Genomic DNA, 24,237 nt, shown 5'->3' on the forward strand with positions numbered 1-24,237 from the left:
CACGTGCCCGGAACTGTGGCTTCCACCACGGCGAATGTGATCGTGTCCTGGTGAGATCACCAGATGCTCGGTTTCCTCCTCCGTCTCCTGCCATTCTGGGTCCGCGAGCCCCTGCTCATCGCGGTCGGATCCGTCCTCGGCGTACGCATCATGTATCTCGCCGTTCACGATCACGACCGGGTCGCGGCCGGTATCGGCCTGGTGTTCCTCGTGTTCACCGCGATACGCGTCCACATGATGGTCCGGGCCCTGCGCGCACGCCGGAACCCGAGTCCGGCGGCCTCCGCAGACGGGACGGCGGTCGATGCCGCCGACCACATCCAAGTCCAGGCCCAAGACCAGGCCCAGGTCCAAGCCCAAGCCCAGGTCCAGGCCCAGGCCGGAGCTGGGCCGCGTCCCGGCCCGGGCGGCACTCCGGAGAAGGAACCCAACGCATGGGGCCAGGCCATCGCCGCCGTCGCCGTGTTCGGGGCACTCGCGGCCGCGGTGTGGCTGGGCCCGCGCATGATGCCGTCCGAGGACAGCACCCCTCAGCCCGCCTCGTGTTCGGCCGGGGAACACGAGGAGCTGCCGAAGGCCTACAAGCGGACGCCTCAGCCTGCCACCGGTGAAGAGCTGTGCAAGGCGCTCAACCGGCCAGACCTGGCCAAGCTCCTCGGAACGCCCGGGGAAACCGCGACCACTGCTTCCGGCACCAGCAACACCGCTCCCCTGACTGACGGGAAGGTCGCCCAGCCGGAGGCCGAGGTCGCGTTCGACACGTACACCGTGAATGTCTCGGCCACGTACAACGAGTTGACGACCGACCAGTACGTGAAGCTGATGAAGTTCGGGGATGAGGAGGACGTCAAGACGCTGAGGGTTCTCGGACGGCCCGCGGTCTTCTCCTCGGATCACACCATGAAGATCGAGATCAACCTCGGGGGCGGCGGATCCGGCGGACCGGTCGAACAAGGCCCTCTGGCCAGGACGCTGTCCGTGGCCCTGGACCGTGGCGACCGGGGCGGCTACTACGAAATCACCGTGTGGAGCGAGTCCGGAACCCTCCCGGACGACAGCGTTCTCCTCGACATCGCCGAGAAGGTTCTTCCGACCATCGCCGACCGGTCGCGCGCCGCGTCGAGGTCATGACCCGGCACTGCTGCGAGGCGATGACCAGTCGCGTGAACCTGGACTGCGACCAGCACGATGACCCCGTCACCTGCCCGGACGCGCTGGTGGACTTCCGCGCCGAGTTCCAGGAGTACGGGCTGGTCGTCCATGACGGCGGCACGTCGAGCATCACGATCAACTTCTGCCCCTGGTGCGGACGGCGCCTCCCCGAGTCGCAGCGCGACCGATGGTTCGACGAGCTGGAGCGCCGCGGGATCGATCCTTGGGAGGACGAGGTGCCCGCCGAGTTCCAGGACGACCGCTGGCTCACCTCTCTGCACCAGGAGTAACCAGGCGGGATCGCCTCGCCCTCCATCAGCCGGTCCCGGAAGGGGCTACCGCGGCTTGGTGGCGATCTGGATCAGGTTGCCGCAGCTGTCGTCGAAGACGGCGGTGGTGACGGGGCCCATCTCCAGGGGTTCCTGGGTGAAGCGGACTCCGAGGCCGTGCAGGCGCCGGTACTCCGCCTTCACGTCGTCGACGGCGAACTGGGCGAGAGGGATGCCCTCCTCGACGAGTGCGTCGCGGAAGGTCTTGACGGCGGGGTGGCCGGCGGGCTCCAGGAGGAGTTCGGTGCCGTCGGGCTCGTCGGGCGAGACGACGGTCAGCCACCGGTCCTTCTCCCCCACCGGGACGTCGTGCTTCTTCACAAAGCCGAGGACCTCGGTGTAGAAGCGCTCGGCCTTGGCCTGGTCGTCGACGAAAACGCTGGTCAGATGGATCTTCATGGAGTGCCCTTCTCCGGTCCGGACGTATCGGCCACCAGCCATCGCTCGGCGATCTGCCGCAGCGGGGCCGTGTTCAGCTCGTGGAACTTGTAGCGCCCCTCCCGCCGGGTCTCGACGAGCCCGGCGGCCTCCAGCAGGGCGAGGTGCTGGGAGACCGCTTGGCGCGAGATGCCGAGCTGGTGCTTCATGCTCAGTCGGGAGCAGATCTCGAACAGCGTCTGTCCGGACTTCTCCGTGAGCTCGTCGAGGATGGTGCGGCGGGTGGGGTCGGCCAAAGCTTTGAACAGGTCATCGGCCACGGCCCCACAATAGGCAACCATTCACTTGCGTATCAAGTGGACGTGCGACAGTCATGGAGGTGTAGAGGCGTGCACTGATGAGTGCTGGAAGATCGCGCTGCGCCTGGACGTTGCCCCAGGTATGAAGATCAGCGATGCGTCCAGGGTCAGTGGTGTGAGTGCGCGTTCGTTGCGGCACTACGAGGATGAGGGCCTGATCGTCCCAGGGCGTTTCAGCAATGGGTTCCGCGACTACTGCCAGTCCACCATCGACCGGGTGCTCGTCATCCGCTCGCTGCTGGAGTCCGGGCTGCCCGTGCGGTTGATCAGGGACGTTCTGCCCCGCCTTACCGACGGACCCGATGCCGGCCCGGATGCGGTGTGCGAGGAGTTCCTGCACGAGGTGCAGAGCTATCACGATCGGCTCGCCGCACGCATCGCCGTGCTCAGCGATCAGCAGGCGGCACTCGACACCTACCTGCGAGAGGCCCGCCGCGCTGATCTCTGACAGTCGCTTGACCTTGACGCAAGTGTCAAACTCCTAGGTTCGGCGCATGGAGATCAACGAGCAGCGGCACTCCGCTGAGCAGACGGTGCGAGCACTGGTCCAGCTCTCGCACCGGGGACCGAAGGATCTGACTCTCACGACCGATCACCGCCGCCCCGCCCCGGGCCCCGGCGAGTACCTGATCCGTGTCGGTGCCGCCGGGGTCAATTTCGCGGACGTCATGCAAACCCATGGAGCGTACGGCGGAGGCCCGCAGGCGCCCTATGTGGCGGGTTTCGAAGCCGCCGGCGAGATCGTGGGGGTCGGCGCGGGGGTCGAGCGCCCACTGCCGGTCGGTACCCACGTCGTCGGGGCCGGCCCGGGCGCCTTCGCGCAGTACATGACGATGCCGGCCGAAGGTGTACTTCCTGTGCCGTCCGGCTGGAGCGACGCCGAAGCTCTCGGCTTGGTACTGAACTGGGCAACCGCACTGGCGGCACTGAAGCCCTTGGGTGAGATCTCAACGGGTGACGTGGTGCTCGTCCATGCCGCGGCCGGTGGCGTGGGGCAGGCCGCCGTCCGTCTCGCCCGCCACTACGGCGCGCGCGTGATCGCCACGGCGTCACCGGCCAAGCACGACGTTGTCACAGCGCTCGGCGCGGACGAGGTCCTGGACAGCCGACGCCCCGATCTGGCCGCCGAGATCACCCGTCTGACGGGCGGGGTCGACCTGGTCCTGGAATCGGTGGGTCAAGCCACGTTCGAGGTCAGCCTGTCGGTCACCAAACCCTTCACCGGACGCGTCGTCGTGTTCGGCGCCGCCTCCGGCGACGCCACACTCACGACGCACGACCTGGTCTTCACCCACCAGGTCCAGGTCAAGGGCCTGCACATCGGTGCGCTGGCCACCGCGGCCCCGTCCCTCTACGAGTCGCTGCTGGTCGAGATCGAGGCACTCATCGCCCACGGCGTCTACCCGCCCGGCACCCCCCAGGTTCACTCCCTGGCCGAGGGACCAGCGGTGCTGCAGCAACTCGAAGCAGGCCGGACCCGCGGTAAGCACGCCCTCGATCCCTGGCGCCAGTGACCGCGGCTTCGCTTGGGCGGGGCCGCGGTCCCTGGCGCGAGGGCTCACCGTGGGCGCTCACGGATTGACGCTCACCCCGGTGGCTCCCATGCTGGTACGAGGGGCTGGCGGAAGGGACCGCGGTCGTGCGTGGTGGGCAGATTGGTCTCCCGCGGGTGTTGACCGCCGCTGAGACGGCGGCGCCGGCGGAGGCCGTCGACGTGGTCGCGGAGGACCTGCGGCGGCGTTTCGAGGCCGCCAAGGTCTCCTTCCTCATCGTGGACCTGACGGGGAAGGCAGTGGCGCGGCTGTCCACGGCACCCGCGGGCGGGGGCCGGGAGGCTGAGCGGATCCCGATGTTCGGCAGCGTCTACGAGGAAGTGATCCGTACCCAGCGTCTTTACCAGGAGGAGACCGCCCAAGGACATCGGGTGATCATGCCGGTCACCAACCGGGGGGACGCCATCGGGCTGCTGGAACTGCTCCTGCCGGCCGACCCCGGCGACGACGTCCTCGACGCGGTCGGGGAAGCCGCCCACCTCCTGGCCTACATCGTGATCGCCAACGGGCGCCTCACCGACCTCTACACCTGGGGCAAACGCTCCAGGCCCCCCACCCTGGCAGCAGAGATCCAGTACCAGTTGCTGCCTCCGTCACTGTCGTGCGAGGCCGCACAGTTCACCCTGAGCGGGAACCTGGAGCCCTCCGAAGACCTCAGCGGCGACACCTTCGACTACGCCCTGGACCGCGACACCCTGCATCTGTCGGTGACCGACCCCATGGGGCACGACATCGATGCCGCCCTGGCCGCCACCGTCCTGGTCAGCGCCCTGCGTGGTGCCCGCCGCGCGGGAGCCGGCCTGGCCGAGCAGGCCCACCTGGCCGACCGGGCACTGATCGACCACAGCCACGGTCACGCCACCGGGCAGCTGCTGCGCATCGATCTCCACACCGGACAGGCCCAACTCGTCAACGCCGGCCACCCCTGGCCGCTGCGCATGCGCGACGGGACCGTTGAGGTGATCACCTGCGAGGTGGACCATCCCTTCGGACTGTCCGAGTTCGCCCCGCGCTCCTACCGCGTCCAGGACCTCGATCTGCGTGCCGGTGACCGTCTGCTCATGGTCACCGACGGCATGCTCGAGCGCCACGGGGAGCAGGTCGACCTGCTCGCCCTGCTCAAGGACACCCGGGACCTGCACCCGCGGGAAACCGCACTGGCACTGACATCCGCGGTCCTCGACGCCGCCGGCGGCCGACTCGACGACGACGCCACCGCCATGTGCCTGGACTGGCACGGCGTCCAGGAGACCCAGCGGCGCGTCAGCTCCGGCGCGGACACCCGTCGAGCCTCGGCCGCCCGCCCGAGACAGCAGCCATGACCAGGGTGCTCGCGTGGCTCAGCGGGTGACGTCCATGCGCTGTGTGCCGATGACCGACAGCAGCCGGAGCGCCTCTTCGGAGGGCGAGCCCGGGACCGCTGTGTAGATCACGACCTGCTGGTCGCGGTCGGTGATGTCGAGGACGTCGCAGTCGACGGTGACCGGGCCGACCAGCGGGTGCTGGAAGGTCTTGCGCAGGGTGGGCTCGGCGGAGACGTCGTGGGACTCCCACAGGCGGGTGAACTCCTCGCTTCCGTCGAGGAGTTCGGCTACCAGCTCGGCCACCTCCGCATCATCGGGGTAGCGGGCGGCGGCGGCGCGCAGCCGTTGCGTCGCTCTGCGGGCGAACGCGTCCGCATCCGACACTCCGTACAGCCGCTGCCCGTGCGTGTGCGGCCCGAGAAAGACACGGCGGACGAGATTGCGGTCGCGTCGCGGCACGGCGGAGAAGTCCTCCATCAGGGCGGCCGCCAGATCGTTCCAGGCGAGTACCTCGAACGTCGCGGACGTCACGGTTGCCGCGGCCTGCGGCAGTCGGTGCAGCAGGTCGAGGATGCTCTGCCGTACCGCGCGCGAGGGCCCGGCCGACGGGAGCGGCGGGGCACCGGCGAGGTGGTGGAGGTGGTCACGCTCGGCGTCCGACAGGCGCAGGGCACGCGCCAGTCCGGCCAGCACCTCGTACGACGGGTGCGGTGCGCGTGCCTGCTCCAGCCGTGTGTAGTACTCGGTCGAGATGAACGCCAGTTGCGCCACCTCCTCGCGGCGCAGTCCCGGGGTGCGACGGCGTGGACCGATGGGCAGCCCGACCTCGGCAGGGGTGATCCGCTCCCGCCGGCTGCGCAGGAAGTCCGCCAGTTCTCTTCGATCCACAGGGCCAGTGTGTACGGCCGTCGGCCGGCCCAGCCAGGTACCGTCGGTGCCTGGCTCGGCCGCACGGACGGGCGCAGGCTCGCCGCCATGGACAACACACCTGCCACCGGCGCATCCACCGCCCCTGCCGCCCTGGGCCTGCTGGCCGGCAAGGTCGCCTTCATCACCGGTGCCGGACGCGGCATCGGAGCCGCCGCGGCCCGGCTCTTCGCGAGCGAGGGCGCACGAGTGCTTCTGGCGGCCCGGACGCGGGACCAGCTGAAGACGGTGACCGAGGAGATCCGGGCGGCGGGCGGCACGGCGGAGTACGTGGTGTGCGACCTGGCCGACGCGGCCGGTGTGCGCGCCGCCGTGGACCGCGCGGTGAACCTGTTCGGCCGGCTCGACATCGCCTTCAACAACGGCGCGACGATCCAGCGGCCCGGCCCGATGGACCAAATGCCGGAGGCCGATTTCGACCGCCTCTACGACGTGAACCTCAAGGGCGTGTGGCTGGCCATGGTCGCCGAGATCGCCGCCATCCGCACCACCGCCGGGACGGGCGCGATCGTCAACAACTCCTCCGTCGGCAGCCTGATGGGCAACCCCGAGCTGCCGGCCTACGGCGCGATGAAGCGGGCGGTCAACAGCCTCACCGAGTCGGCCGCCGTCACCTACGGCCCGGAAGGCATCCGCGTCAACGCCATCGCCCCCGGCCAGACACCGACCGAGATGATCCGCACGTGGGAGGAGGCATCCCCCGGTCTGCGAGAGCGGCTCACGGCGCACACCCCGTTGCGCCGCGCGGCGGACCCGCAGGAGATCGCGCAGGCCGCCGCCTGGCTCCTCAGCGACCGCTCCTCCTACGTGACCGGCGCGGTCCTACGGGTGGACGGCGGCGCGCGGGCCTGAGCCGGGGATGTCCTTCCCTCGCATCTCCCTTTCGAGGAACGCACGGAACGTGCGCGGGGGCCGATCGGTGAGGCGCTGGACGGTGTCGGTGACGCGGTCCTCCGCCCCTTCGGCGATGGCACGGTCCATGCCGGCCAGCATCGCGGCGAACTCCACCGGGACCTCCGCCGCGAGGCGATCGCGCATCTGCTCGTAGGACAGACGGCGGTGGACCACGGGCCGGCCGGTGACCTCGGTGATGATCGCGGCGATGCCGTCGTGGCTGAGTGCCTCGGGTCCGGTGATGACGAGATCGGTGTCGGGGGCCTGCTCGTCCGTCAGGGCGCGGACGGCGACGGCCGCGATGTCCTCGGCGTCGACGAAGCCGACCCGGCCGCTCTCGGTGGCGGTCCGGATGGTGCCGTCGTCGCGGATGCCGCGGGCGTGCGCGTGCGTGCCGGTGAAGTTCTGCATGAACCACGAGGGCCGCAGTACCGCCCACTGGTCGAACAGATCGGGCAGGGTCTGGTGCACCGTTCCCACCGCCGGGCCGCCCTCGGGGATGGCCGAGGAGCTCAGCAGCACCGCGCGGCGCACGCCTGCGGTGCGGGCCCGCTGGAGGAACGGCAGCATGATCGCCGCGGGGTCTGGGTCGCCCAGGGGCGGTATGAGGTAGACGCGGTCGGCTCCGTCGAGGGCGTCGGCGTGGGTGGCGGGGTCGTACCAGTCGAAGCGGACCGGCTCGGCACCGGCAACCGGGCCGGCCTGGCGACTGGCGGCCTTGACACGGTGGCCGGCGGTCGTCAGGTGCGCGGCGGTGCGGCTGCCGGTGGTGCCGGTGGCGCCGATGACCAACGTGGTGCCGGCGGTGCTCATCGGAGGCTCCCTGCGAAGTCGGTGCCGGGTTCGAGGACGGCGAGGGGGTTCCAGTAGTCGCGGTAGGAGGTGATGTGCCCGTCTCGAACGGTCACGACGGCGATGTAGGTCATGTCGAACGGAGCGTCGGTCTCCACCAGGCGGCCGACGCCGCGCATCTCGACCACGATGGTCTGCGGATCGGTGGTCCGGTGGATCCGCAGGGCGGGGAAGTCGTGCAGGTCGATGTGGTCGGGATAGTGGCGCATGTAGGCGGCGACGGCCTCCTTGCCCTCCAGGCGCCGGGGCCAGCCCTCAGGGGCGAAGGGGAACTCCATCACGCCGTCCTCGGCCCACAGGCCGACCCAGCCGGCGATGTCCTTGTCCAGCAGCAGCCGCAGGCTGTGGCGGTAGAGATCCGCCGGAGAAGTCGGTTCGGGCATGGGTATCCTCCATCTCATAGAATCCGGACCTCGGGTCCGTTTTGAACATACGGACCCGCGGTCCGTTTTTCAAGTGGAGGAGCAGCATGCCCGAGCGCAAGTCCCGCAAGGACGCCGTTCGCAACCGGGAGGCCGTGCTGGCGGCCGCCGACGCCCTCTTCGCCCGGCGCGAAAGTCCCGAGGACGTCACCATGGCCGATGTCGCGGCAGCGGCGGGCGTCGGCAAGGGCACGCTCTTCCGGGCCTTCGGTGATCGCGCCGGGCTGCTCCGCGCGCTGTACGAGGCACGGCTGGAACCGATCCGCGAGGCCGCCGAAGCCGGCCCGCCGCCTCTGGGGCCCGGCACCCCACCGCAGCGGCGCGTGTCCGCCCTGCTCGACGCCATCCTGTGCTTCAAGCTCGACAACCGGCGCCTGGCGCTGGCCCTGGAGGAAAGCGGGAACGGCAGCCCGTACCAGGCGGAGCACTACGAGTGGTGGCACAGCTTGCTCCGAGCCGTACTGGAACAGGTCCCCGGCCTCACCGACAGCGGCTTCACCGCCCACGCCCTGCTCGCCGCCACCCGAGCCGACCTCGTCGAGCACCTGGCCGGACACGAGCGCGTGCCGCGGGAAACAGCGCGAGCCCAGTTGGCGAACTTCGCCACCAGGGTCCTGACTTCCGGGCCGGCACGGGAACTGAGCGCTGACGACTGACCGACGACCACGGACCGCGACTGAGATCCCGGCCCGCCCTGGGACCGAGTGTTACTCCTGGTACTGCGTGAGGTCGATGCCGTAGACCGCGAGGTCGTGGCCGTGGACCGGGTCTTGCGCGGTGCCTTCCGCCTGCATGCCGAGTTTGTCGAGGACGTTCGCGGAGGCCCGGTCGCCCGTCCGGCACACGGCGGCCACGCGGTCGAGGCCGCGGTCCTGCAGCGCGAACTCCAGGGTGGCGTGCGCCGCTTCGGAGGCGTACCCCTGCCCCCAGAACACCCGCCCGAGCCGCCAGCTGATCGTCACCTGGCCGGCGACCTCGGCCGGAGTGTCCGCCACGGACAGTCCGACGGCGCCCGCCAACTCACCGGAGCCCAGGAGCTCGACCGCGAACACGCCGAAGCCTTCCTCGTCCCACTCCTCTTCCCACGCCTCGATGTCCTCGGCCGTCTGTTCCGACGAGCGCGGCCTGCCGTCGCCGACGCCCCGCATCACCACCGGATCCGCCTGGATCTCGGACAGGGGGACGAGGTCGTCGTCAAGCCATCGGCGCAGGAGGAGACGGGGTGTGCGGATCTCGGTCATCGTCCCATCCTGCCGACACGGCGGTGGGAGCGCGAACCGGGGCCGCGGCACCACCCCGCCTTCGCGGTCTCGACGCCGATAATCCTCGAAGCGCCCGCCCGAGCGGATGAACCCGATGCGCGGAGACGTTCGGCGTGGCCCTGCGCACGACCGTTCCCGGCCCGTACGCCCTTGGAGCACGTCCGCCCTTATGCGGAAATGGCACTACCTCGCCCTGTCGACTGAAGGCGTGGCGGGGAGCGTGCGTGCCCCAAGCCGGCCGCCTCCTGGATTCCTCGTGGTGAAGGACGGACACCCATGCATGTGCAACCCGGCGTCGCGGAGCCCGGAGCGGGTCGGAGCGAACCGATTGCGGTCGTCGGAGCCGCCTGTCGGTTCCCCGGTGCCGTCCGTTCCCTCACCTCGCTGTGGCGGTTGTTGATGGCCCGTGGCGAGACGGTGCGGGAGGTGCCCGCCGAGCGGTGGGAACAGGCCGAGCTGGCCGGTCTTCCCGCCCAGGTCGCGGCCCGGCTGCGCTACGGCTGCTTCCTGGACGACGACGTCTACGCCTACGAGCCGGAGTTCTTCGGTATCAACGCGCAGGAAGCGCCCTGGGTGGATCCGGAGCACCGGTTGCTGTCCGAAGTGGTGTGGGAGGCCGTCGAGCATGCCGGCATTCCGGCCCGGCGGCTGTCGGGCACTGCGACGGGCATGTTCTTCGGGGTCTACCAGAAGGACTACATGCTGCGTGTGCAGCGGCCTCTCGAAGAGGTCGACGCCTACGCCATGTACACCGGTTTCGACAGCATCGGGCCGGGCCGCGTGGGGTTCATGCTCAATCTGAGAGGCCCTCAGGTCGTGGTCGAGAGCGCCTGCGCGTCCGGGCTCGTCGCCGTGCACTCGGCCTGCCAGAGCCTGGCGACCGGCGAGTCCGACGTCGCCCTGGCCGGGGCCGCCATGCTGACGCTGGGTCCGGAGGGCGTCATCGCCCCGGCGCTGTGGGGGGTGTTCTCCCCCACCGGTCGCTGCCATGCCTTCGACGCCGCCGCCGACGGCTACGTGCGCGGGGAGGGCTGCGGTGTGGTGGTGCTCAAGCGCCTTTCGGACGCGGTGCGGGACGGGAACCGGGTACTGGCGGTGGTGCGGGGCACGGCGGTCAACCAGAACGGGCGGGGCACGCGGCTGAGCGCGCCCTCGGAGCCCGCACAGATCGATCTCTACCGTCTGGCTCTGCGGCGCGCGGGCGTCGAGGCCGGTGACGTCGGCATGGTGGAGGCGCACGGCCCGGGCACGGCGGTGGGGGACCCCATCGAGTTCGCCGCGGTGGCCGCGGTCTACGGCAAGGGCCGCGACCGGTGCGCGCTGGGGTCGGTGAAGACGAACATCGGCCACACCGAACCGGTGTCGGGCGTGGCGGGCCTGCTGAAGGCCGTCGCTTCCCTGCGGCACGGCATGGTCCCGGCCAGCCTGCACTTCCGCGACTGGAACCCGCAGATCGACCCCAGCGGCACCCGGCTGTTCGTGCCCACCGACACGACCGAATGGCCGGTGCGGCAGGGCACCCGGCTGGCGGCGGTGTCCTCCTTCGGGATCAGCGGCACCAATGCCCACGTCGTGCTGGAGCAGCCTCCCGCGCCCTCCCCCGGGCGGCGCGGGACCCGTCGTCTTCCGCCCGGAGGGTCCGGCCCGGCCCGGGATGACGAAGTGCTGCGGCTGTTCCCGCTGTCCGCCGGCACGCCCGTTGCCCTGCGGTCCGCGGCGGGCCGTCTGGCCCGGTGGCTGGCGGGAGAGGGGTCACCGGTGCCGCTGGGCGATGTGGCGCACACGCTGGCCGTGCGTCGCTCGCCCTCCCGGGAACGTGCGGCCGTCGTCGCCGCCGACCGGTCCGAACTGGTGGCGCGGCTGGAGGAACTGGCGGCCGGAACCGCGCCTGCCACCGGGGTGGCGACCGGCAGGGCGGTGCCGGATGCCGGGCAGGGCGTGGTGTGGGTCTTCTCGGGGCACGGTTCGCAGTGGGCGGGCATGTGCCGGCGACTGCTGGACCGGGACCCGGAGTTCACCGGGGTCATCGACGAACTCGAACCGCTCGTGGCCGAGGAGTCCGGTCTCTCCCTGCGTGAGACGCTGCGCCGCCCCGAGGTGGTGACCGGGTTCGACCGGGTCCAGCCGGTGATCTTCGCCATCCAGTTGGGCCTGGCGGCGATGTGGCGGTCCCACGGCGTCGAACCGGCCGCCGTGATCGGCCATTCCATGGGAGAGGTCGCCGCCGCGGTGACCGCGGGAGCGCTGAGCGTCCGGGACGGAGTACGGGTCATCTGCCGCCGGTCCCGGCTGATCCTGCGGACGGCCGGGCAGGGCCTGATGGCCTCGGTCGCCCTGAGCCGTGCCGAGGTCGAGCGGCTGCTGGCCGAACAGGACACCGGGGGCGTGAGCGTCGCGGTCGTCGCGTCCCCGGAGAACACCGTCATCGGCGGCGACGCCGACCGTATCCGCCGCCTCGCCGAGGAGTGGGACGCGCGCGGCGTGGGCATCCGCGTCGTCGACGTGGACGTCGCCTCGCACACCGCCCACATGGACACCGTCCTGCCCGATCTCGCCGACGCGCTCGCCGACGTCACCGGCAGACAGCCGGCCGTGGTCTTCTACAGCACCGTCACCGACGACCCGCGCGGACACGCCGCCTTCGACGCCGCCTACTGGTCGGACAACCTCCGGCGGGTCGTGCGCTTCGCCGACGCGGTACGGGCCGCCGCCGAGGACGGTCACCGGCTGTTCGTCGAGATCGGCCCCCACCCCGTGCTGTCCCACCCGGTGCAGGCCACGCTCACCGCGCACGGCCACACCGACACGGCGGTCGTGCCCTCCCTGCTGCGGGACACGGACGACACGCTGGCGTTCCACACCCACGTGGCGGCGCTGCACTGCGCGGGCCACCCGCTGGACTGGGCCGACCGCTACGGCGACGGCGCCCTGGCCGACCTGCCGCCGACCACCTGGGAGCGCACACGGTACGTCGTCGAGCCCTCCCCGCTGCGGCAGTCGGCCGGGGCTCACTCCTCCCCCGCCGCACACCCGCTCACCGGGCCGCACACCACTGACCCCGACGGCGAGGGCCGCCACCTGTGGCAGACCCGCGTCACGCCGAGGACGCTTCCGTGGCTGGACGCGCACCGCGTCGACGATGTCGCCGTGGTTCCCGGCGCCGCGCTGTGCGAGATGGCCGTGGCCGCCGCCGGCGACCTGTACGCCACCGGGCCGGAGCGGCTGCGCATCACCGGCATCGACCTGGAACGGCTGCTGCTGCCGGCCGAGGACGGCACGCCCGTGACGGCCACGGCCGAGGCGGCCGGCCCGGACACCGCCCGCTGGCGGGTGGTCAGCACGGCTCCCGACGGAACCTCCGTCCGGCACGCACAGGCGTTCCTGCACCTCGCGCCGGAAGGCGAACCCGTCCCGCAGGGCTGCGATCCGCAGCAGCTGCCGGCCGAGTTCCCGCACACCGTGGACGCCTCGGACGTCTACCGGCAGATGCGGGAGGAGCGCGGCGTGCACCACGGCCCGCCGTTCCTCGGCCTGCAGGCCGTCCACACGGACGGAACACCGGCGGACCGCACGGGCGCCCGCCTCCTGGCACGTGTTCGGGTACCCGACGAAGGCCGCGCCGGGGCGCAGGTACTGCACTGCCATCCCGTCGCGCTGGACACCTGCCTCCAGGCCGTCGCGGGCGCCGTACTGCGCACCGGAGCCGTGCCCGCCGGAGGCATCCTGCCCCGGCGCATCGAGGAGCTGCGGTTGTACGGAGCGGTACCGCTCAGCGGGTACTGTCTCGTCACCCTCGGGCGGATCGACGGCGACCGGTTCACGGCGGACTTCCGGCTGTGGGCCGACGACGGGTCCGTGGCCGCGGACGCCACAGGAGTGGAGTTCCGCCACGTGCCCGCCGAGAGCGCGCGGGAGCGCTTCGACCGCCGTCTGCTCCAGGCGGCCTGGGAGCCCTGCGAGCACCCCGCGCCGCGACCGGCGACCGGACCCTGGACCCTCCTGGCCGAACCCGGGCAGGAGCCGTTCGCGACGGCGCTGGGCGGTGCCCTGGAGGAGCGGGGCGCCGCGGTGGACATCCGGACGCTCGCCCTGGAGGGCGGCACCGCACCGGTGCTGCCGTCCGGGGACGGACGGCAGGCACCGCAGGCGGTGGTGTACCTGCCGGCGCCCGGCAGCGCATCCCCGTCCCCCGACCGCCGGGCACGGGAGCAGGTCGCCCGCCTGGTGGAAACGGCCCGCGCGCTGACGGACACCGCAGGCGGCACGACGGCGCCGCGCCTGTGGACCGTCACCGGCACCGCGCAGCAGGTCACGCCCGAGGACCGGCCGGACCTGGGACAGGCGGGACTGCGTGGACTCGTACGGGTCCTGAGCTACGAGCACCCCGAACTGCGGCCCGGCGTCCTGGACATCGACGCGCGGACGCCGGTGGCGGACGTGGCCGCGGAGCTGCTGTCCTGCCCCGAGGAGCAGGACGAGATCGCCTACCGGCACGGGAGGCGTCATCTGGCCCGGCTGCGCACCATCCCGCTGGACGAGCGGGAGCGCCGGCGGACCACCGTCGACCGCGCCCACGACCGGGTGGCCCTGCACCTCGCACGCTCCGGTGACCTGGACTCCTTCGAGTTCGTCGCTCAGTCCCGCCGCAGGCCCGGGCCGGGCGAGGTCGAGGTGCGGCTCGACGCCACCAGCGTCAACTTCATCAACGTGCTCCAGGCCATGGGCGTCTACCAGCGGTTCAGCGCGGGCGAGGAGCGCGGGGACGTCTGCGCGTTCGACGGCGCGGGCGTCGTCACCGCCGTCGGCGACGGCGTCCGGGAGGTACGGGAGGGTGACCGGGTCGCCGCCATGTTCGTGGACGGCGAGAAGTCGGCCGTCATGTCCTCGGTCGCGACCGTCCGCGCCGACTGCCTCCTCCCGGTGCCGGACGGGGTGAGCGCGCAGGACGCCGCCGCCCTGCCGTGCGCCTACCTGACCGCCTGGTACGCGCTGCGGCACCTGGCACGGCTCCGGCCGGGCGAGAAGGTGCTGATCCACTCGGCGAGCGGCGGCACCGGTCTGGCCGCGCTGAACCTCGCGCGGGCCTGTGGCGCGGACGTGCTGGCCACGGCGGGCAGCGAGGCCAAGCGGGCGTACCTGCGCGGGCTGGGCGTCGCGCACGTCATGGACTCCCGCACCCTGGACTTCGCCGGCCAGGTGCGCGAGCTCACCGGGGGACGCGGCGTCGACGTCGTCCTCAACTCCCTCACCGGCCCGGCGCAGTCGGCGAGTCTCGACCTGCTGGCGCACCGGGGCCGGTTCCTCGAACTCGGCAAGCGGGACATCTACGCCAACACCCGTCTCGGGCTGCTGCCCTTCCGCCGCAACGTCACCTTCGCCGGCGTCGACGTGCTGATGATGATGCAGCAGGACCCGGACCTGCTCGCCGAGGGCTATCGCGAACTGGCCGGCATGCTCGCGGGCGGCACCCTGCCCCTGCTGCCCGTCACCGAACACCCCGTCACCGAGGCGTCGTCGGCCTTCCACACCATGGCCTCCGCCCGGCACACCGGCAAACTCGTCCTCACCTGGCCCGCCGAGGGCACCGACACCCTGCCCGTACGCCCCGAGGACGTCCCCGTCGTCCGGCCCGACGCGAGCTACCTGGTCACGGGCGGCCTCGGCGGACTCGGGCTCCTGGTCGCCCGGTGGCTGGCCGAACGAGGCGCCGCAGCCGTCGTGCTCACCTCCCGCAGCGCCCCCACCGAGCCCACCCGTGCCCTCCTCGACGCCCTCACCGCCGACCTCGGCACCCGCGTCGAGGTCGTGTGCGGGGACCTCGCCGAGCCGGGCGTCGCCGACTCGCTCGTGCGGGCCGCTGCGCACACCGGCCACGCACTGCGCGGCGTCGTCCATGCCACGGCCGTCGTCGAGGACGCCACGATCGCCCATCTCTCCCCCGCACTCCTGGAGAAGGTCTGGCGCCCCAAGGCGACCGGAGCCTGGCTGCTGCACCATGCCACCGCGGGCCAGGAGCTGGACTGGTGGGTGACCTTCTCCTCCGCCGCGTCCCTGCTGGGCAACCCCGGGCAGGGCGCCTATGCCGCCGCCAACGCCTGGCTGGACGAGTTCACCTCCTGGCGCCGGGCCCAGGGCCTGCCGGCCACCTGCGTCAACTGGGGGCCCTGGGCGGAGGTCGGCCGCGGCGCCGGGATGGCGGAGCGCGGATACGCCATGATCGCGCCCGCGGAGGGCATCGCCGCCCTGGAGCGCATCCTGTCCCACGACCGCCACCGCACCGCCTACACACCCCTCGACCTGGCGCGGTGGCTGGAGTCCTACCCCGACACCGCCCGCACCGCCTTCTTCGCCGAACTGGCCGCCCCGGCAGCGGGTGCGGACTCCGCCGGCCACCGCAGCGCCCTGCTGGAATCCCTGCGCGAGACGGACTGCCCCCGGCAGCGTCAGCGGATCCTTCAGCCCCACGTCGTCGAACACATCGCCGCCGTACTGCGGCTGGGGACCGACCGGTTCGACGCCGACACGTCCCTGGTCACACTCGGCCTGGACTCCCTCATGGCCATCGCCCTGCGCAACCGCCTGCAACGCGAACTGGCCCTGGACATCCCCACCACCGTGATGTGGACCCACCCGACGGCCTCCGCGCTCACCCACTACCTCCTGGCCCGCCTCGACCCCGGACACGGGCATGCCGACGCGCGTCCCGACACGGAACCGTCCGCCGCCTCACCGGCCGTCCCCGGCTGACCGCCCCTTCACCCGACCGCCCCTTCACCCGACCGCCCCTTCACCCGACCGCTCCGCCCGACCGCTAGGTGACCTTCGTATGCCTCCTCCTTCCACCCCCTCCCGCACGCCCGGCACCTGGGACGTGATCGTCGTCGGTGCCGGCCCGGCCGGCGCCACCGCCGCGCGCGTCGCCGCCGAGAAGGGCTGTGCGACGCTGCTGCTGGAGCGCGCCGCCATCCCCCGCTACAAGACCTGCGGCGGCGGCCTCATCGGAGCATCCCTCGCCGCCCTGCCTCCCGGCCTGCCCCTGCGGGTCTACGACACCGCCCGGCAGTTCACCTTCTCCCTCAACGGCCGCAGAGAACGCACGCTCGCCTCCGGTTCCCCGACCATCGCCATGGTCTACCGCAGCGAACTCGACGCGGCGCTGACCGAGGTCGCCGCGGCGGCGGGAGCGGAGGTCCGGGACAGCACCGCGCTGACCGCCCTGGAGCAGCAGGGCGGCACCGTCACCGTGAGGACCAACCACGGTGACACGCTCCGCGCCCGGGCCGTCGTCGGCGCCGACGGCAGCGCCGGCAGAGTCGCCCGGTACGTCGGGGTGCGGTGCGCACAGGTCGACCTCGCCCTGGAGGTCGAAGTGCCGGTCGACGAACGGACGGCCGGCCGATGGCGCGGCCGTGTGCTGATGGAGTGGGGGCCTCTGCCGGGTTCCTTCGGGTGGGTCTTCCCCAAAGGGGACGTCTGCACCGCCGGAGTGGTGGCCGCCCGTGGCAACCCCGCCGCCCTGCGCGCCTACAAGGAGGACTTCCTCACCCGCCACGGGCTTCTCGGCCCGCGTCCCCTCCACGACACCGGCCACCTGACCCGGTGCCGCCGCTCCGACTCCCCCCTGGCCCGCGGCCGCGTGCTCGTCGCCGGTGACGCCGCCGCTCTCGTCGACCACTGGTCCCGGGAAGGCATCTCCTACGCACTGTGCTCAGGAGACCTGGCGGGTCATGCCGCCGCCCGTCTCGTCACCTCCGCCGACGGCGCGGAGGCCGGTGCCATCGCCGACCGCTACGGACGGGAGGTCGATGGCATCCTCGGCACCGAGATGCGGGCCAGCGGCACACTGATGAACCTCTTCGCCCGCAATCCCGGCCTCGTCCACACCGCCCTGACCCGTCTGCCTCCGGCCTGGCGCCGTCTCGACGCCTACATCGCCGGCCGCACCACCGTCGCGGGGATCATGACCACGCCCCTGGCACGCAGCGCCACGGCCCTGGCCACCCGGCTCCCCCGCCAGGCGGCCCGCGTCTAGCCGCTCAGAGATCGGCGGCGTCCACCACGTCGCCCAGGTCGACGAACTTGAAGCCGGTCGCGGTGCGCGTGCCGCCCTCGCCGTCGGGGACCTCGGGTGTCTCGTGACCGTCCTGGACGACCAGGAGGCCGTTCGGGAAGCGGCTGCCGAGCGGGGCGTTCAGGACGGCCGCGCCGTCGCACTCCTGCGCCCCGTCGAGGGTCGCCGATGCCGCTCCGACGCGGAAGCCGCCTTCGTACTCGTTGTCCTCGCTCACCTCGCGGTCGTAGAGGGCGAAGGTGTCGTCGCCCTGGCTGGAGGCGAGCAGGTGGCCGTCCCCGTCGGGCTCCTGGAGCAGGGTCAGGCCCTCGACATCGGCGGACAGCCGGTCACCGCCGTAGCCGGGGTCGGCCCCCGCCGCGCACTCCTCGGTCTCCTCGTCGTAGACGCCGGGGACGCCGAACTCGCGGACCTTGTCCACCAGGACCGGCCTGCCGGTGAGGTCGGCGCGGATCCGCCAGATGCCGATGTCCTCCTGGCCGGCGTAGAGCGTGCCGGTGGCGGGGTCCACCACCATGCCCTCGACCTGCGGGAGCTCGCCGGGCTCCGCGCAGGGGGACCAGGTGGTGCCGTCCGGGAGGCGGAAGGACGCGGGCAGGTCGAGTGTGCGGACCTGCTGGTACGTGACGGTCCCGCTCGCGGTCGGCTTCAGCTCGACCAGCGCGAGGCGGGTCCGCTCCCGCCGGCTGACCAGGGCGTAGGAACGCCCGGTGGACTTGTCCTGCCAGGTCGCGAGGCCGTAGGCGGTGCGCTGGTCGTTGATCTCGGCCTGGTCGGTGGAGAAGACCGGGGCGGCCGCCGGGTCGGTGATGTCGGTCAGCGGGCCGCCGGGCCGCGACGGGTCGATGCGGTAGATCCGCAGCCGGTCGTTGCCGCGGTCGCTGACCACGGCGACGTCGGCCCGGCCGGTGGAGGTGCGCAGACCCGTGACGAGGTCGACGTTGTTGTACCGGCCCGGGGCGTCGTCCTCGGCGGGCGGACGGGGCGCGGGCAGCGACTGCACCTGGCGGGCGCCCAGGTCGTACACCCGCAGGCCGCCCTCCTTGGCGGTCGCGATGACGAGGCTGCGGGCGGGGTCGGCCGGGTTGCGCCAGATCGCCGGGTCGTCCGCGTCGGAGTTGCCGCCCGCCTCGTCGTCGTGGAGGGCGGGGGTCTCGCTGACGGGTGTGACCGTCGGCAGTCCCCCGTCGTCGGCCCCGGCCCGGGCGGGGGTCAGGAGGGCGAGCAGGGCGGTGCCCAGGGCGAGGGCGGCGGTCCTGCGCGGAGTGCGGTGCGTTCTCACAACCACTTCCTTGGTCGATGACGAGGACATGCCGATCGTGCGGGGAGAACCTTGCGCGCAGGAGACTGTGGTCTGTCCACGTGATCACAGAAAAGACGATTGCCCGCCAACTGCCGTTCAGCTCACGCCGTACCCTGACGGCATGCGCATGCGCCCGACTCTGAGCTGGACGCCTCCCGAGGACCTGCCGCCGGCCACCACCGATCCGGAGCCGGTCGCCGATGCGCTGAGCACCGGCGGCGTGCTGGTGCTCAGCGGAGCGGGCATCTCCACGGAGTCGGGCATTCCCGACTACCGGGGCGAGGGCGGGAGCCTCAGCCGGCACACACCGATGACCTACCAGGACTTCACCGCCAGTGCCCGGGCCCGGCGCCGGTACTGGGCGCGCAGTCACCTCGGCTGGCGCACCTTCGGCCGCGCCCGCGCCAACGCCGGGCACCGGGCCGTGGCCGCCTTCGGGCGGCACGGCCTGCTCTCTGGGGTCATCACGCAGAACGTCGACGGCCTGCACCAGGCCGCCGGCAGCGAGGACGTGGTGGAACTCCACGGGAGCCTGGCCCGGGTCGTCTGCCTGGCCTGTGGCGCCTTCAGCCCGCGCCGCGAACTCGCCGAGCGGCTGGAGGAGGCCAATCCGGGCTTCGATCCCGTGGCCGCCGGAATCAACCCGGACGGCGACGCCGACCTCACCGACGCGCAGGTCGCGGACTTCCGCGTGGTGCCCTGCGCGAGCTGCGGCGGCATCCTCAAGCCGGACGTGGTGTTCTTCGGTGAGAACGTCCCGCCCCGACGGGTCGAGCACTGCCGCGAACTGGTCCGTGAGTCGGCCTCGCTGCTGGTCCTCGGCTCCTCCCTGACGGTGATGTCCGGGCTCCGCTTCGTCCGCCAGGCGGCTCAGGACGGCAAGCCGGTGCTGATCGTCAACCGGGAGCCGACCAGGGGCGACCGGCACGCCTTCACCCGGGTCTCGCTCCCGCTGGGAGCGGCACTCACCACCGTCGCGGAGCGGCTGGGCATCACCGTCGACTCACAGGCGGCGGCGCGAAGGTGACAGCCGTCCGATCCCGCCCCGCGAAGCGCATGGCGGCGAACGCCCCGAGGTAGAGGGCGGCGACGACCAGGAGCAGTGCCTGATAGCCCGTCACCAGGGCGAGGTACTCGATCGCGCCGCCGGTCATCGCGCCCAGCAGGTTCGCGCCGAACGCGGAGGTCGGGTCCGGGGCGAGGGCGAGGCGGTCCGAGAAGATGAGGTTGGCGCAGAAGATCGGGGTGAAGGCCAGGGCGATGGCGGCGGCGAGCCGGGCGGCGAAGGGCAGGGACAGCACCGCGCTCGTGGGGACGAGCCAGACCACCGCGAGGGAGCCGAAGAGCAGCACTTGCAGCAGCAGCCGGTTGACCTTCCGCAGTCTGCGCCGGACCTCCACCGCCGCGAGGACGGCGACCAGGACGCCGAAGAACACGAGGGCGTTGACCAGCCAGGTCGTACCGAAGTAGAGGGCGAAGCCGATCACGTTCTTCGTTTCGAGCAGCAGGAAGGCCGCACCCAGCAGGAACATGTCGGTGTAGCGGAGCGTGTTGCGCACGCGTACACCGGTCAGGCGTACCGACAGGAGCGTCACCAGCAGGATCGCGCCCAGGGCGCCCAGGTAGAGCGTGGGGATGCTGCGGTGCAGCAGGTACGGGAAGGGGTGGTCGTCGCTGGCGGCCGCCGGGACCGCGCCGCTGGGCCGCCAGGTCTTCGCGCAGGACTGGTCGGCGGGCGTCATCCCGGCCACCAGCACGGCCGCGTTCCGCTTGAACGTCGTCATGCAGGGGGCGTGACCGTAGACGTGGTCGAGGCTCCCCGCGAAGCGGTCGACCAGCCAGCTCTTGCGGTAGTAGTTGTACATGGCGAACGCGCCGTTCGGCGCCAGGTGATCGCGCGCGGCCTCGAAGGCCTGGCGGGTGAACAGGTAGCTCTCCAGGCGCAGGTTGCTCGCGCCGGCGACCAGCGTCAGCGAGTCCGGCAGGGCGAGGACGATCAGGTCGTACTCGGTCTTCGTCCGCTCCAGGAAGGCACGCCCGTCGTCGATGTGCACGTGCACCCTCGGGTCGTCGTACGGCCTGGCGGGGTGCAGGTCCGAGCCGATCTCCTGCAGCCGGGGATCGATCTCGACCGCGTCCACGCGCTGCGCTCCGTACGCGAGCGCCACCGCGACGTCGTTGCCGTTTCCGGCGCCGATGATCAGCACGCGCTTGTGCGGGTTGCGGGGCGTCTGCTCGTACGCCTGACGGTACGGCGAGTCCTTCCGCAGCAGCACCGCTCGGGGGGCGGTGCTCTGGTGGGGGACGCCGTTGGCGGAGATGTACCAGGTCCGGGTGGTGGTCGGCGAGGGTTCGAGCTCGATCTTGTAGTAGGGCGACCAGGAGATGCCGCTCGTCGTCGTCTCCAGCAACAGGGGGGCGACCATCGCCGTGAGGGGAATGCCGTACCGCAGGGTGTTGCGCCGTCCTCCGAGGACCAGCAGGGCCACTGCGGCGAGTACGCCCCACACGACCGAGGGAGCGCGCAGCCAGGACAGCACGGCGAAGGACAGCGAGCCGGTGATGCTGCCGAGCAGGTCGTAGCGGTAGGCGTCGAGCGAGGGCAGCTGGCGGAAGAGATCCGCTGTGATCTTCCCGATCCCCGCCATGATCACCGCGGTCAGCAGGAAGATGGCCGGCAGTGTCACCCATTCGGGAAGGCCGGTGGTCTTCACGGCGGTGAAGTAGAGGATCTCGCTGCTGTTCTGGCGCACCTGCACCGGATACTCGCGCACCAGAACGACCAGGAGCGCGAGCGGAACGGGTGTCCAGCGCTTGAGCCACTGTCCGCGCGCGGCAGGGATCAGGAACCCGATGCCGATACCGAGGAACGATCCCAGCAGGATGAAGTTCGAGAAGTAGCTGAGGTGGACGACGTTGGCACCCGCCCATCTGATCAGCGCCAGCTCGACGAAGAGCATGGTGGTGCTGGCCAGTACGAGCCTCCAGCGCACAGATCGCACTGTTTGCCCTGACTCGGTCCGCTTCATGGTGATTTACGGTGCCATCCCTGGTGCGGTGAGTCGAGGTGCCGTGCCGTCGAGTGTCACTCCTGTGTTCCCACCGGCCGCGCCAGCACGGCGACGGTCGCGGAGAACAGCCATGGCAGCCGTTGCGCCACGGGCACCAGCGCTGCTCGGGCCGGGGGTTTCCGCGTCGCGCCGAGCAGCGCGTGCGTCAGCCACCGGTAGCGCCGGGTGAGCCGTCGCCAGTCCCGCTCGTAGGCAGCCAGGTCGCCGCCGGTGATGGCCGACACCGCGGCAGGCGCCTGCGCGAGGGCCAGTGCGATGCCCTCGCCGGTGAGCGCGTCGACGTACCCGGCGGCGTCGCCCACGAGCAGCACCCGGCCTGCGGTGCGTGCGCTCGCGACCTGGCGGAGCGGTCCTGCTCCCCGTACCGGCCCGGTGCGTCCGGCTCCGGCCAGCCGCTCCCGCAACTCGGGGAAGGCGGCGAGGTGGTCGTCGAAGGGCCGGCGGGCGGAGGTGAGCACCGCGACGCCCACGAGGTCGTCGGCCACCGGGGTCACGTAGGCCTCCGCTTCGCGGGCCCAGTGGACCTCGACGTGGTCGCTCCAGGGGGCGAGCGCGTAGTGGCGCCGCAGCCCGTGGCGCGCGGGCGACCGGCGCGGCCGGTTCAGCCCGAGGGCGCGGCGGATCGGCGAGTGCAGGCCGTCGGCCGCTACGAGGTGTCCGGCGCGGGTGCCGTCGACCACCACCCCGTCCTGGTCCTGTTCGACGTGGTGCGCGGTGCGCTGGTCGACGCGTACGCCTGCTGCCAGCACCGCCTCGCGCAGCAGCGCGTGCAGCGTCGTACGGCGCACTCCGCGCCCCGGGCCCGCGGCGAAGCCTGCGTCGACGCGGCGGGGTCCGGCGACGTACCGGATGCCCCGCAGGTCATATCCCGGCGGACGCACGCCCAGTGCCGCCAACGCGGCGACGGCGCCCGGCATCAGCCCCTCGCCGCACGCCTTGTCGACGACGCCGGCACGCTGCTCCCAGACGGTGACGTCGAGTCCCGCCCGGGCCGCGTGCAGGGCCGTGGCCAGACCCGCGGGACCCCCGCCGACGACGAGCAGATCCATGCGCGCCCCCTCAGGCCAGCCGTGCCAGGGCAGCGTCCTCGGCGCGGACGCGGGTGGCGAGCAGGAGCCCGTTGAGCGCGGTGAAGACGACCGCCGTGATCCAGGCCGAGTGGACGAGCGGAAGCGCGAACCCCTCGGCGACGACGGCGACGTAGTTCGGGTGCGGGATCCAGCGGTAGGGCCCGCCGGTCACTCGCGTGGCGCCGGGTACGACGATCACCCGGGTGTTCCACTGCCGGCCCAGTGTGGCGATGCACCACCAGCGCAGTCCCTGCGCGAGCGCGACGAGGGCGAGCATCGACCAGGCCAGGACCGGTACGACGTCCGGCCGGCCCACCCACACCTCGACGAGCGCGCCGACGAGCAGACCGGTGTGCAGCACCACCATGAACGGATAGTGCCCCCGCCCGGACTCCACGCCGCCCCGCGCGAGGCTCCAGGCGGCGTTGCGCCGGGAGACGGCCAGCTCGGCGACCCGCTCCAGGCCCACGGCCAGCACCAGCACGGTGAACCAGGCCTCGCTGCTCACTGTCCACCCCCCGGGGCGCGCAGGAGGACGAGTTCGGAGCAGAAGCCCGGGCCCATGGCGAGCATCAGCCCGTAGGAGCCGGGCGGCGGCGGCCGGTCGGCGAGCGTGTCCGCCAGGACGTGCAGCACCGAGGCGGAGGACAGATTGCCGATCCTGCGCAGCGAGTCCCAGGTCACGCCCAGCGCCTCCCGCTCGACACCGAGGGCGTCCTGCAACGCCTCCAGGACCTTGGGGCCGCCGGGGTGCGCGACGTACCAGTCGATGTCACGACTGGTCAGCCCGTGGTCGGCGAGGAAGCCGCGGACGTCGTCGCCGACGTGCCGGCGCACCAGGTCGGGGACCGCGGAGTCGAGGACGACTCTGAACCCGCCGGAGCCGACGTCCCAGCCCATCATGCGCTCCGAGTCAGGGTAGAGGCGGCTGCGCGAGGCGAGCACTTCGGGAGCGGCGGGGTCGTCGGTCTGTGCGAGAGGGTGCTCGCGCCCGACGGCGACCACGGCGGCGGCACCGTCCCCGAACAGGCCGCTCGCCACGGCGTTGGCGACCGAGGTGTCGTCGCGCTGGAGCGTGAGCGAGCACAACTCGACCGACATCAGCACCGCGACGGCGTCGGGGCGCCCGCGCAGCAGGTCGTTGAGGCGGGCGATGCCGGCCGCGCCGGCGACGCAGCCGAGGCCGACGAGAGGCAGGCGCACCACGTCGGGGCGCAGTCCGATCTCCGCCGCGACCCGGGCCTCCAGGGAGGGCACGGCGAGGCCGGTCACCGTGCACGAGACGATGTA

The 24,237-nt window shown here is 72.1% G+C and carries 21 protein-coding genes; 10 read left to right on the forward strand and 11 right to left on the reverse strand.

The window, feature by feature from the left end; translation table 11 throughout:
• Positions 1-63: 63 nt before the first annotated feature.
• Entirely contained in the window at positions 64-1,131 is a 1,068-nt protein-coding gene (locus CCL05_RS16745; RefSeq protein ID WP_086561311.1) for a DUF6215 domain-containing protein, read from the forward strand.
• Positions 1,128-1,442 (forward strand): DUF6980 family protein, encoded by a 315-nt coding sequence (locus tag CCL05_RS16750; protein ID WP_086561312.1) that lies wholly within the window; start codon positions 1,128-1,130, stop codon positions 1,440-1,442. Before CCL05_RS16745 ends, CCL05_RS16750 begins: the two co-directional genes overlap by 4 nt.
• 45 nt (positions 1,443-1,487) lie before the next feature.
• On the opposite strand, the gene CCL05_RS16755 is transcribed toward CCL05_RS16750, so the two are convergent.
• Both CCL05_RS16755 and CCL05_RS16760 read right to left on the reverse strand, forming a co-directional pair.
• Positions 1,488-1,880, reverse strand: coding sequence for a VOC family protein (locus tag CCL05_RS16755; RefSeq protein WP_086561313.1), 393 nt, complete (start codon positions 1,878-1,880; stop codon positions 1,488-1,490).
• Positions 1,877-2,179, reverse strand: coding sequence for an ArsR/SmtB family transcription factor (locus tag CCL05_RS16760; protein ID WP_208641548.1), 303 nt, complete (start codon positions 2,177-2,179; stop codon positions 1,877-1,879). Before CCL05_RS16760 ends, CCL05_RS16755 begins: the two co-directional genes overlap by 4 nt.
• A 121-nt stretch (positions 2,180-2,300) precedes the next feature.
• Between CCL05_RS16760 and CCL05_RS16765 the strand changes: the two genes are divergently transcribed.
• The 3 genes from CCL05_RS16765 (at position 2,301) to CCL05_RS16775 (ending at position 5,093) form a co-directional block, all read left to right on the forward strand.
• Positions 2,301-2,666: a MerR family transcriptional regulator gene (locus CCL05_RS16765; protein WP_086561315.1), complete on the forward strand. Its 366-nt coding sequence runs from the start codon at positions 2,301-2,303 to the stop codon at positions 2,664-2,666.
• A 46-nt stretch (positions 2,667-2,712) separates the two neighbouring features.
• Complete coding sequence (locus CCL05_RS16770; protein WP_086561316.1) at positions 2,713-3,732, forward strand: NADPH:quinone oxidoreductase family protein; 1,020 nt, start codon at positions 2,713-2,715, stop codon at positions 3,730-3,732.
• Between the two features lie 140 nt (positions 3,733-3,872).
• Complete coding sequence (locus CCL05_RS16775; protein WP_425275921.1) at positions 3,873-5,093, forward strand: PP2C family protein-serine/threonine phosphatase; 1,221 nt, start codon at positions 3,873-3,875, stop codon at positions 5,091-5,093.
• A gap of 18 nt (positions 5,094-5,111) precedes the next feature.
• Here the strand turns inward: CCL05_RS16775 and CCL05_RS16780 are convergent, their stop codons facing one another.
• Positions 5,112-5,963: a helix-turn-helix transcriptional regulator gene (locus CCL05_RS16780; protein WP_086561318.1), complete on the reverse strand. Its 852-nt coding sequence runs from the start codon at positions 5,961-5,963 to the stop codon at positions 5,112-5,114.
• A gap of 87 nt (positions 5,964-6,050) precedes the next feature.
• Between CCL05_RS16780 and CCL05_RS16785 the strand changes: the two genes are divergently transcribed.
• The gene (locus CCL05_RS16785; protein WP_086561332.1) at positions 6,051-6,854 is read left to right on the forward strand and encodes an SDR family NAD(P)-dependent oxidoreductase; all 804 of its coding nucleotides are present in this window, start codon (positions 6,051-6,053) and stop codon (positions 6,852-6,854) included.
• Here CCL05_RS16785 and CCL05_RS16790 read toward each other — a convergent pair.
• Together CCL05_RS16790 and CCL05_RS16795 are read right to left on the reverse strand one after the other, a co-directional pair.
• Complete coding sequence (locus tag CCL05_RS16790; RefSeq protein ID WP_086561319.1) at positions 6,825-7,709, reverse strand: NmrA family NAD(P)-binding protein; 885 nt, start codon at positions 7,707-7,709, stop codon at positions 6,825-6,827. The two genes, CCL05_RS16785 and CCL05_RS16790, sit on opposite strands and share 30 nt — an antisense overlap.
• On the reverse strand, positions 7,706-8,131 hold the full coding sequence (locus CCL05_RS16795) for a nuclear transport factor 2 family protein (RefSeq protein WP_086561320.1): 426 nt from the start codon (positions 8,129-8,131) through the stop codon (positions 7,706-7,708). Before CCL05_RS16795 ends, CCL05_RS16790 begins: the two co-directional genes overlap by 4 nt.
• Positions 8,132-8,217: 86 nt before the next feature.
• Here CCL05_RS16795 and CCL05_RS16800 point away from each other — a divergent pair, with 86 nt between their 5' ends.
• Positions 8,218-8,826 (forward strand): TetR/AcrR family transcriptional regulator, encoded by a 609-nt coding sequence (locus CCL05_RS16800; protein WP_086561321.1) that lies wholly within the window; start codon positions 8,218-8,220, stop codon positions 8,824-8,826.
• Between the two features lie 51 nt (positions 8,827-8,877).
• Here the strand turns inward: CCL05_RS16800 and CCL05_RS16805 are convergent, their stop codons facing one another.
• Positions 8,878-9,411, reverse strand: coding sequence for a GNAT family N-acetyltransferase (locus tag CCL05_RS16805; protein WP_086561322.1), 534 nt, complete (start codon positions 9,409-9,411; stop codon positions 8,878-8,880).
• A gap of 297 nt (positions 9,412-9,708) precedes the next feature.
• On the opposite strand from CCL05_RS16805, the gene CCL05_RS16810 reads away from it, so the two are divergent.
• Together CCL05_RS16810 and CCL05_RS16815 are read left to right on the forward strand one after the other, a co-directional pair.
• Positions 9,709-16,179 (forward strand): type I polyketide synthase, encoded by a 6,471-nt coding sequence (locus tag CCL05_RS16810; protein ID WP_086561323.1) that lies wholly within the window; start codon positions 9,709-9,711, stop codon positions 16,177-16,179.
• A gap of 79 nt (positions 16,180-16,258) precedes the next feature.
• On the forward strand, positions 16,259-17,464 hold the full coding sequence (locus tag CCL05_RS16815) for a geranylgeranyl reductase family protein (RefSeq protein WP_086561324.1): 1,206 nt from the start codon (positions 16,259-16,261) through the stop codon (positions 17,462-17,464).
• 4 nt (positions 17,465-17,468) lie between these two features.
• Here CCL05_RS16815 and CCL05_RS16820 read toward each other — a convergent pair whose 3' ends face one another.
• Positions 17,469-18,785, reverse strand: coding sequence for a phytase (locus CCL05_RS16820; protein ID WP_086561325.1), 1,317 nt, complete (start codon positions 18,783-18,785; stop codon positions 17,469-17,471).
• A 142-nt stretch (positions 18,786-18,927) separates the two neighbouring features.
• On the opposite strand from CCL05_RS16820, the gene CCL05_RS16825 reads away from it, so the two are divergent.
• Positions 18,928-19,833: an NAD-dependent protein deacetylase gene (locus CCL05_RS16825; RefSeq protein ID WP_086561326.1), complete on the forward strand. Its 906-nt coding sequence runs from the start codon at positions 18,928-18,930 to the stop codon at positions 19,831-19,833.
• Here the strand turns inward: CCL05_RS16825 and CCL05_RS16830 are convergent.
• The 4 genes from CCL05_RS16830 to CCL05_RS16845 all read right to left on the reverse strand — a co-directional run.
• Positions 19,799-21,799, reverse strand: coding sequence for a spermidine synthase (locus CCL05_RS16830; RefSeq protein WP_244204303.1), 2,001 nt, complete (start codon positions 21,797-21,799; stop codon positions 19,799-19,801). The two genes, CCL05_RS16825 and CCL05_RS16830, sit on opposite strands and share 35 nt — an antisense overlap.
• Before the next feature lie 92 nt (positions 21,800-21,891).
• Positions 21,892-22,926 carry an NAD(P)/FAD-dependent oxidoreductase gene (locus CCL05_RS16835; RefSeq protein WP_086561328.1) on the reverse strand — a complete coding sequence of 345 codons (1,035 nt, stop codon included), beginning with the start codon at positions 22,924-22,926 and terminating at the stop codon, positions 21,892-21,894.
• A gap of 10 nt (positions 22,927-22,936) precedes the next feature.
• Positions 22,937-23,455, reverse strand: coding sequence for an isoprenylcysteine carboxyl methyltransferase family protein (locus CCL05_RS16840; protein WP_086561329.1), 519 nt, complete (start codon positions 23,453-23,455; stop codon positions 22,937-22,939).
• A partial coding sequence (locus CCL05_RS16845; RefSeq protein WP_086561333.1) for a type III polyketide synthase occupies positions 23,452-24,237 on the reverse strand: 786 nt, incomplete at its 5' end. The genes CCL05_RS16845 and CCL05_RS16840, both read right to left, overlap by 4 nt.

It is taken from the genome of Streptomyces africanus (assembly GCF_002150735.1).
GTDB classification, from domain to species: Bacteria; Actinomycetota; Actinomycetes; order Streptomycetales; family Streptomycetaceae; genus Streptomyces; species Streptomyces africanus.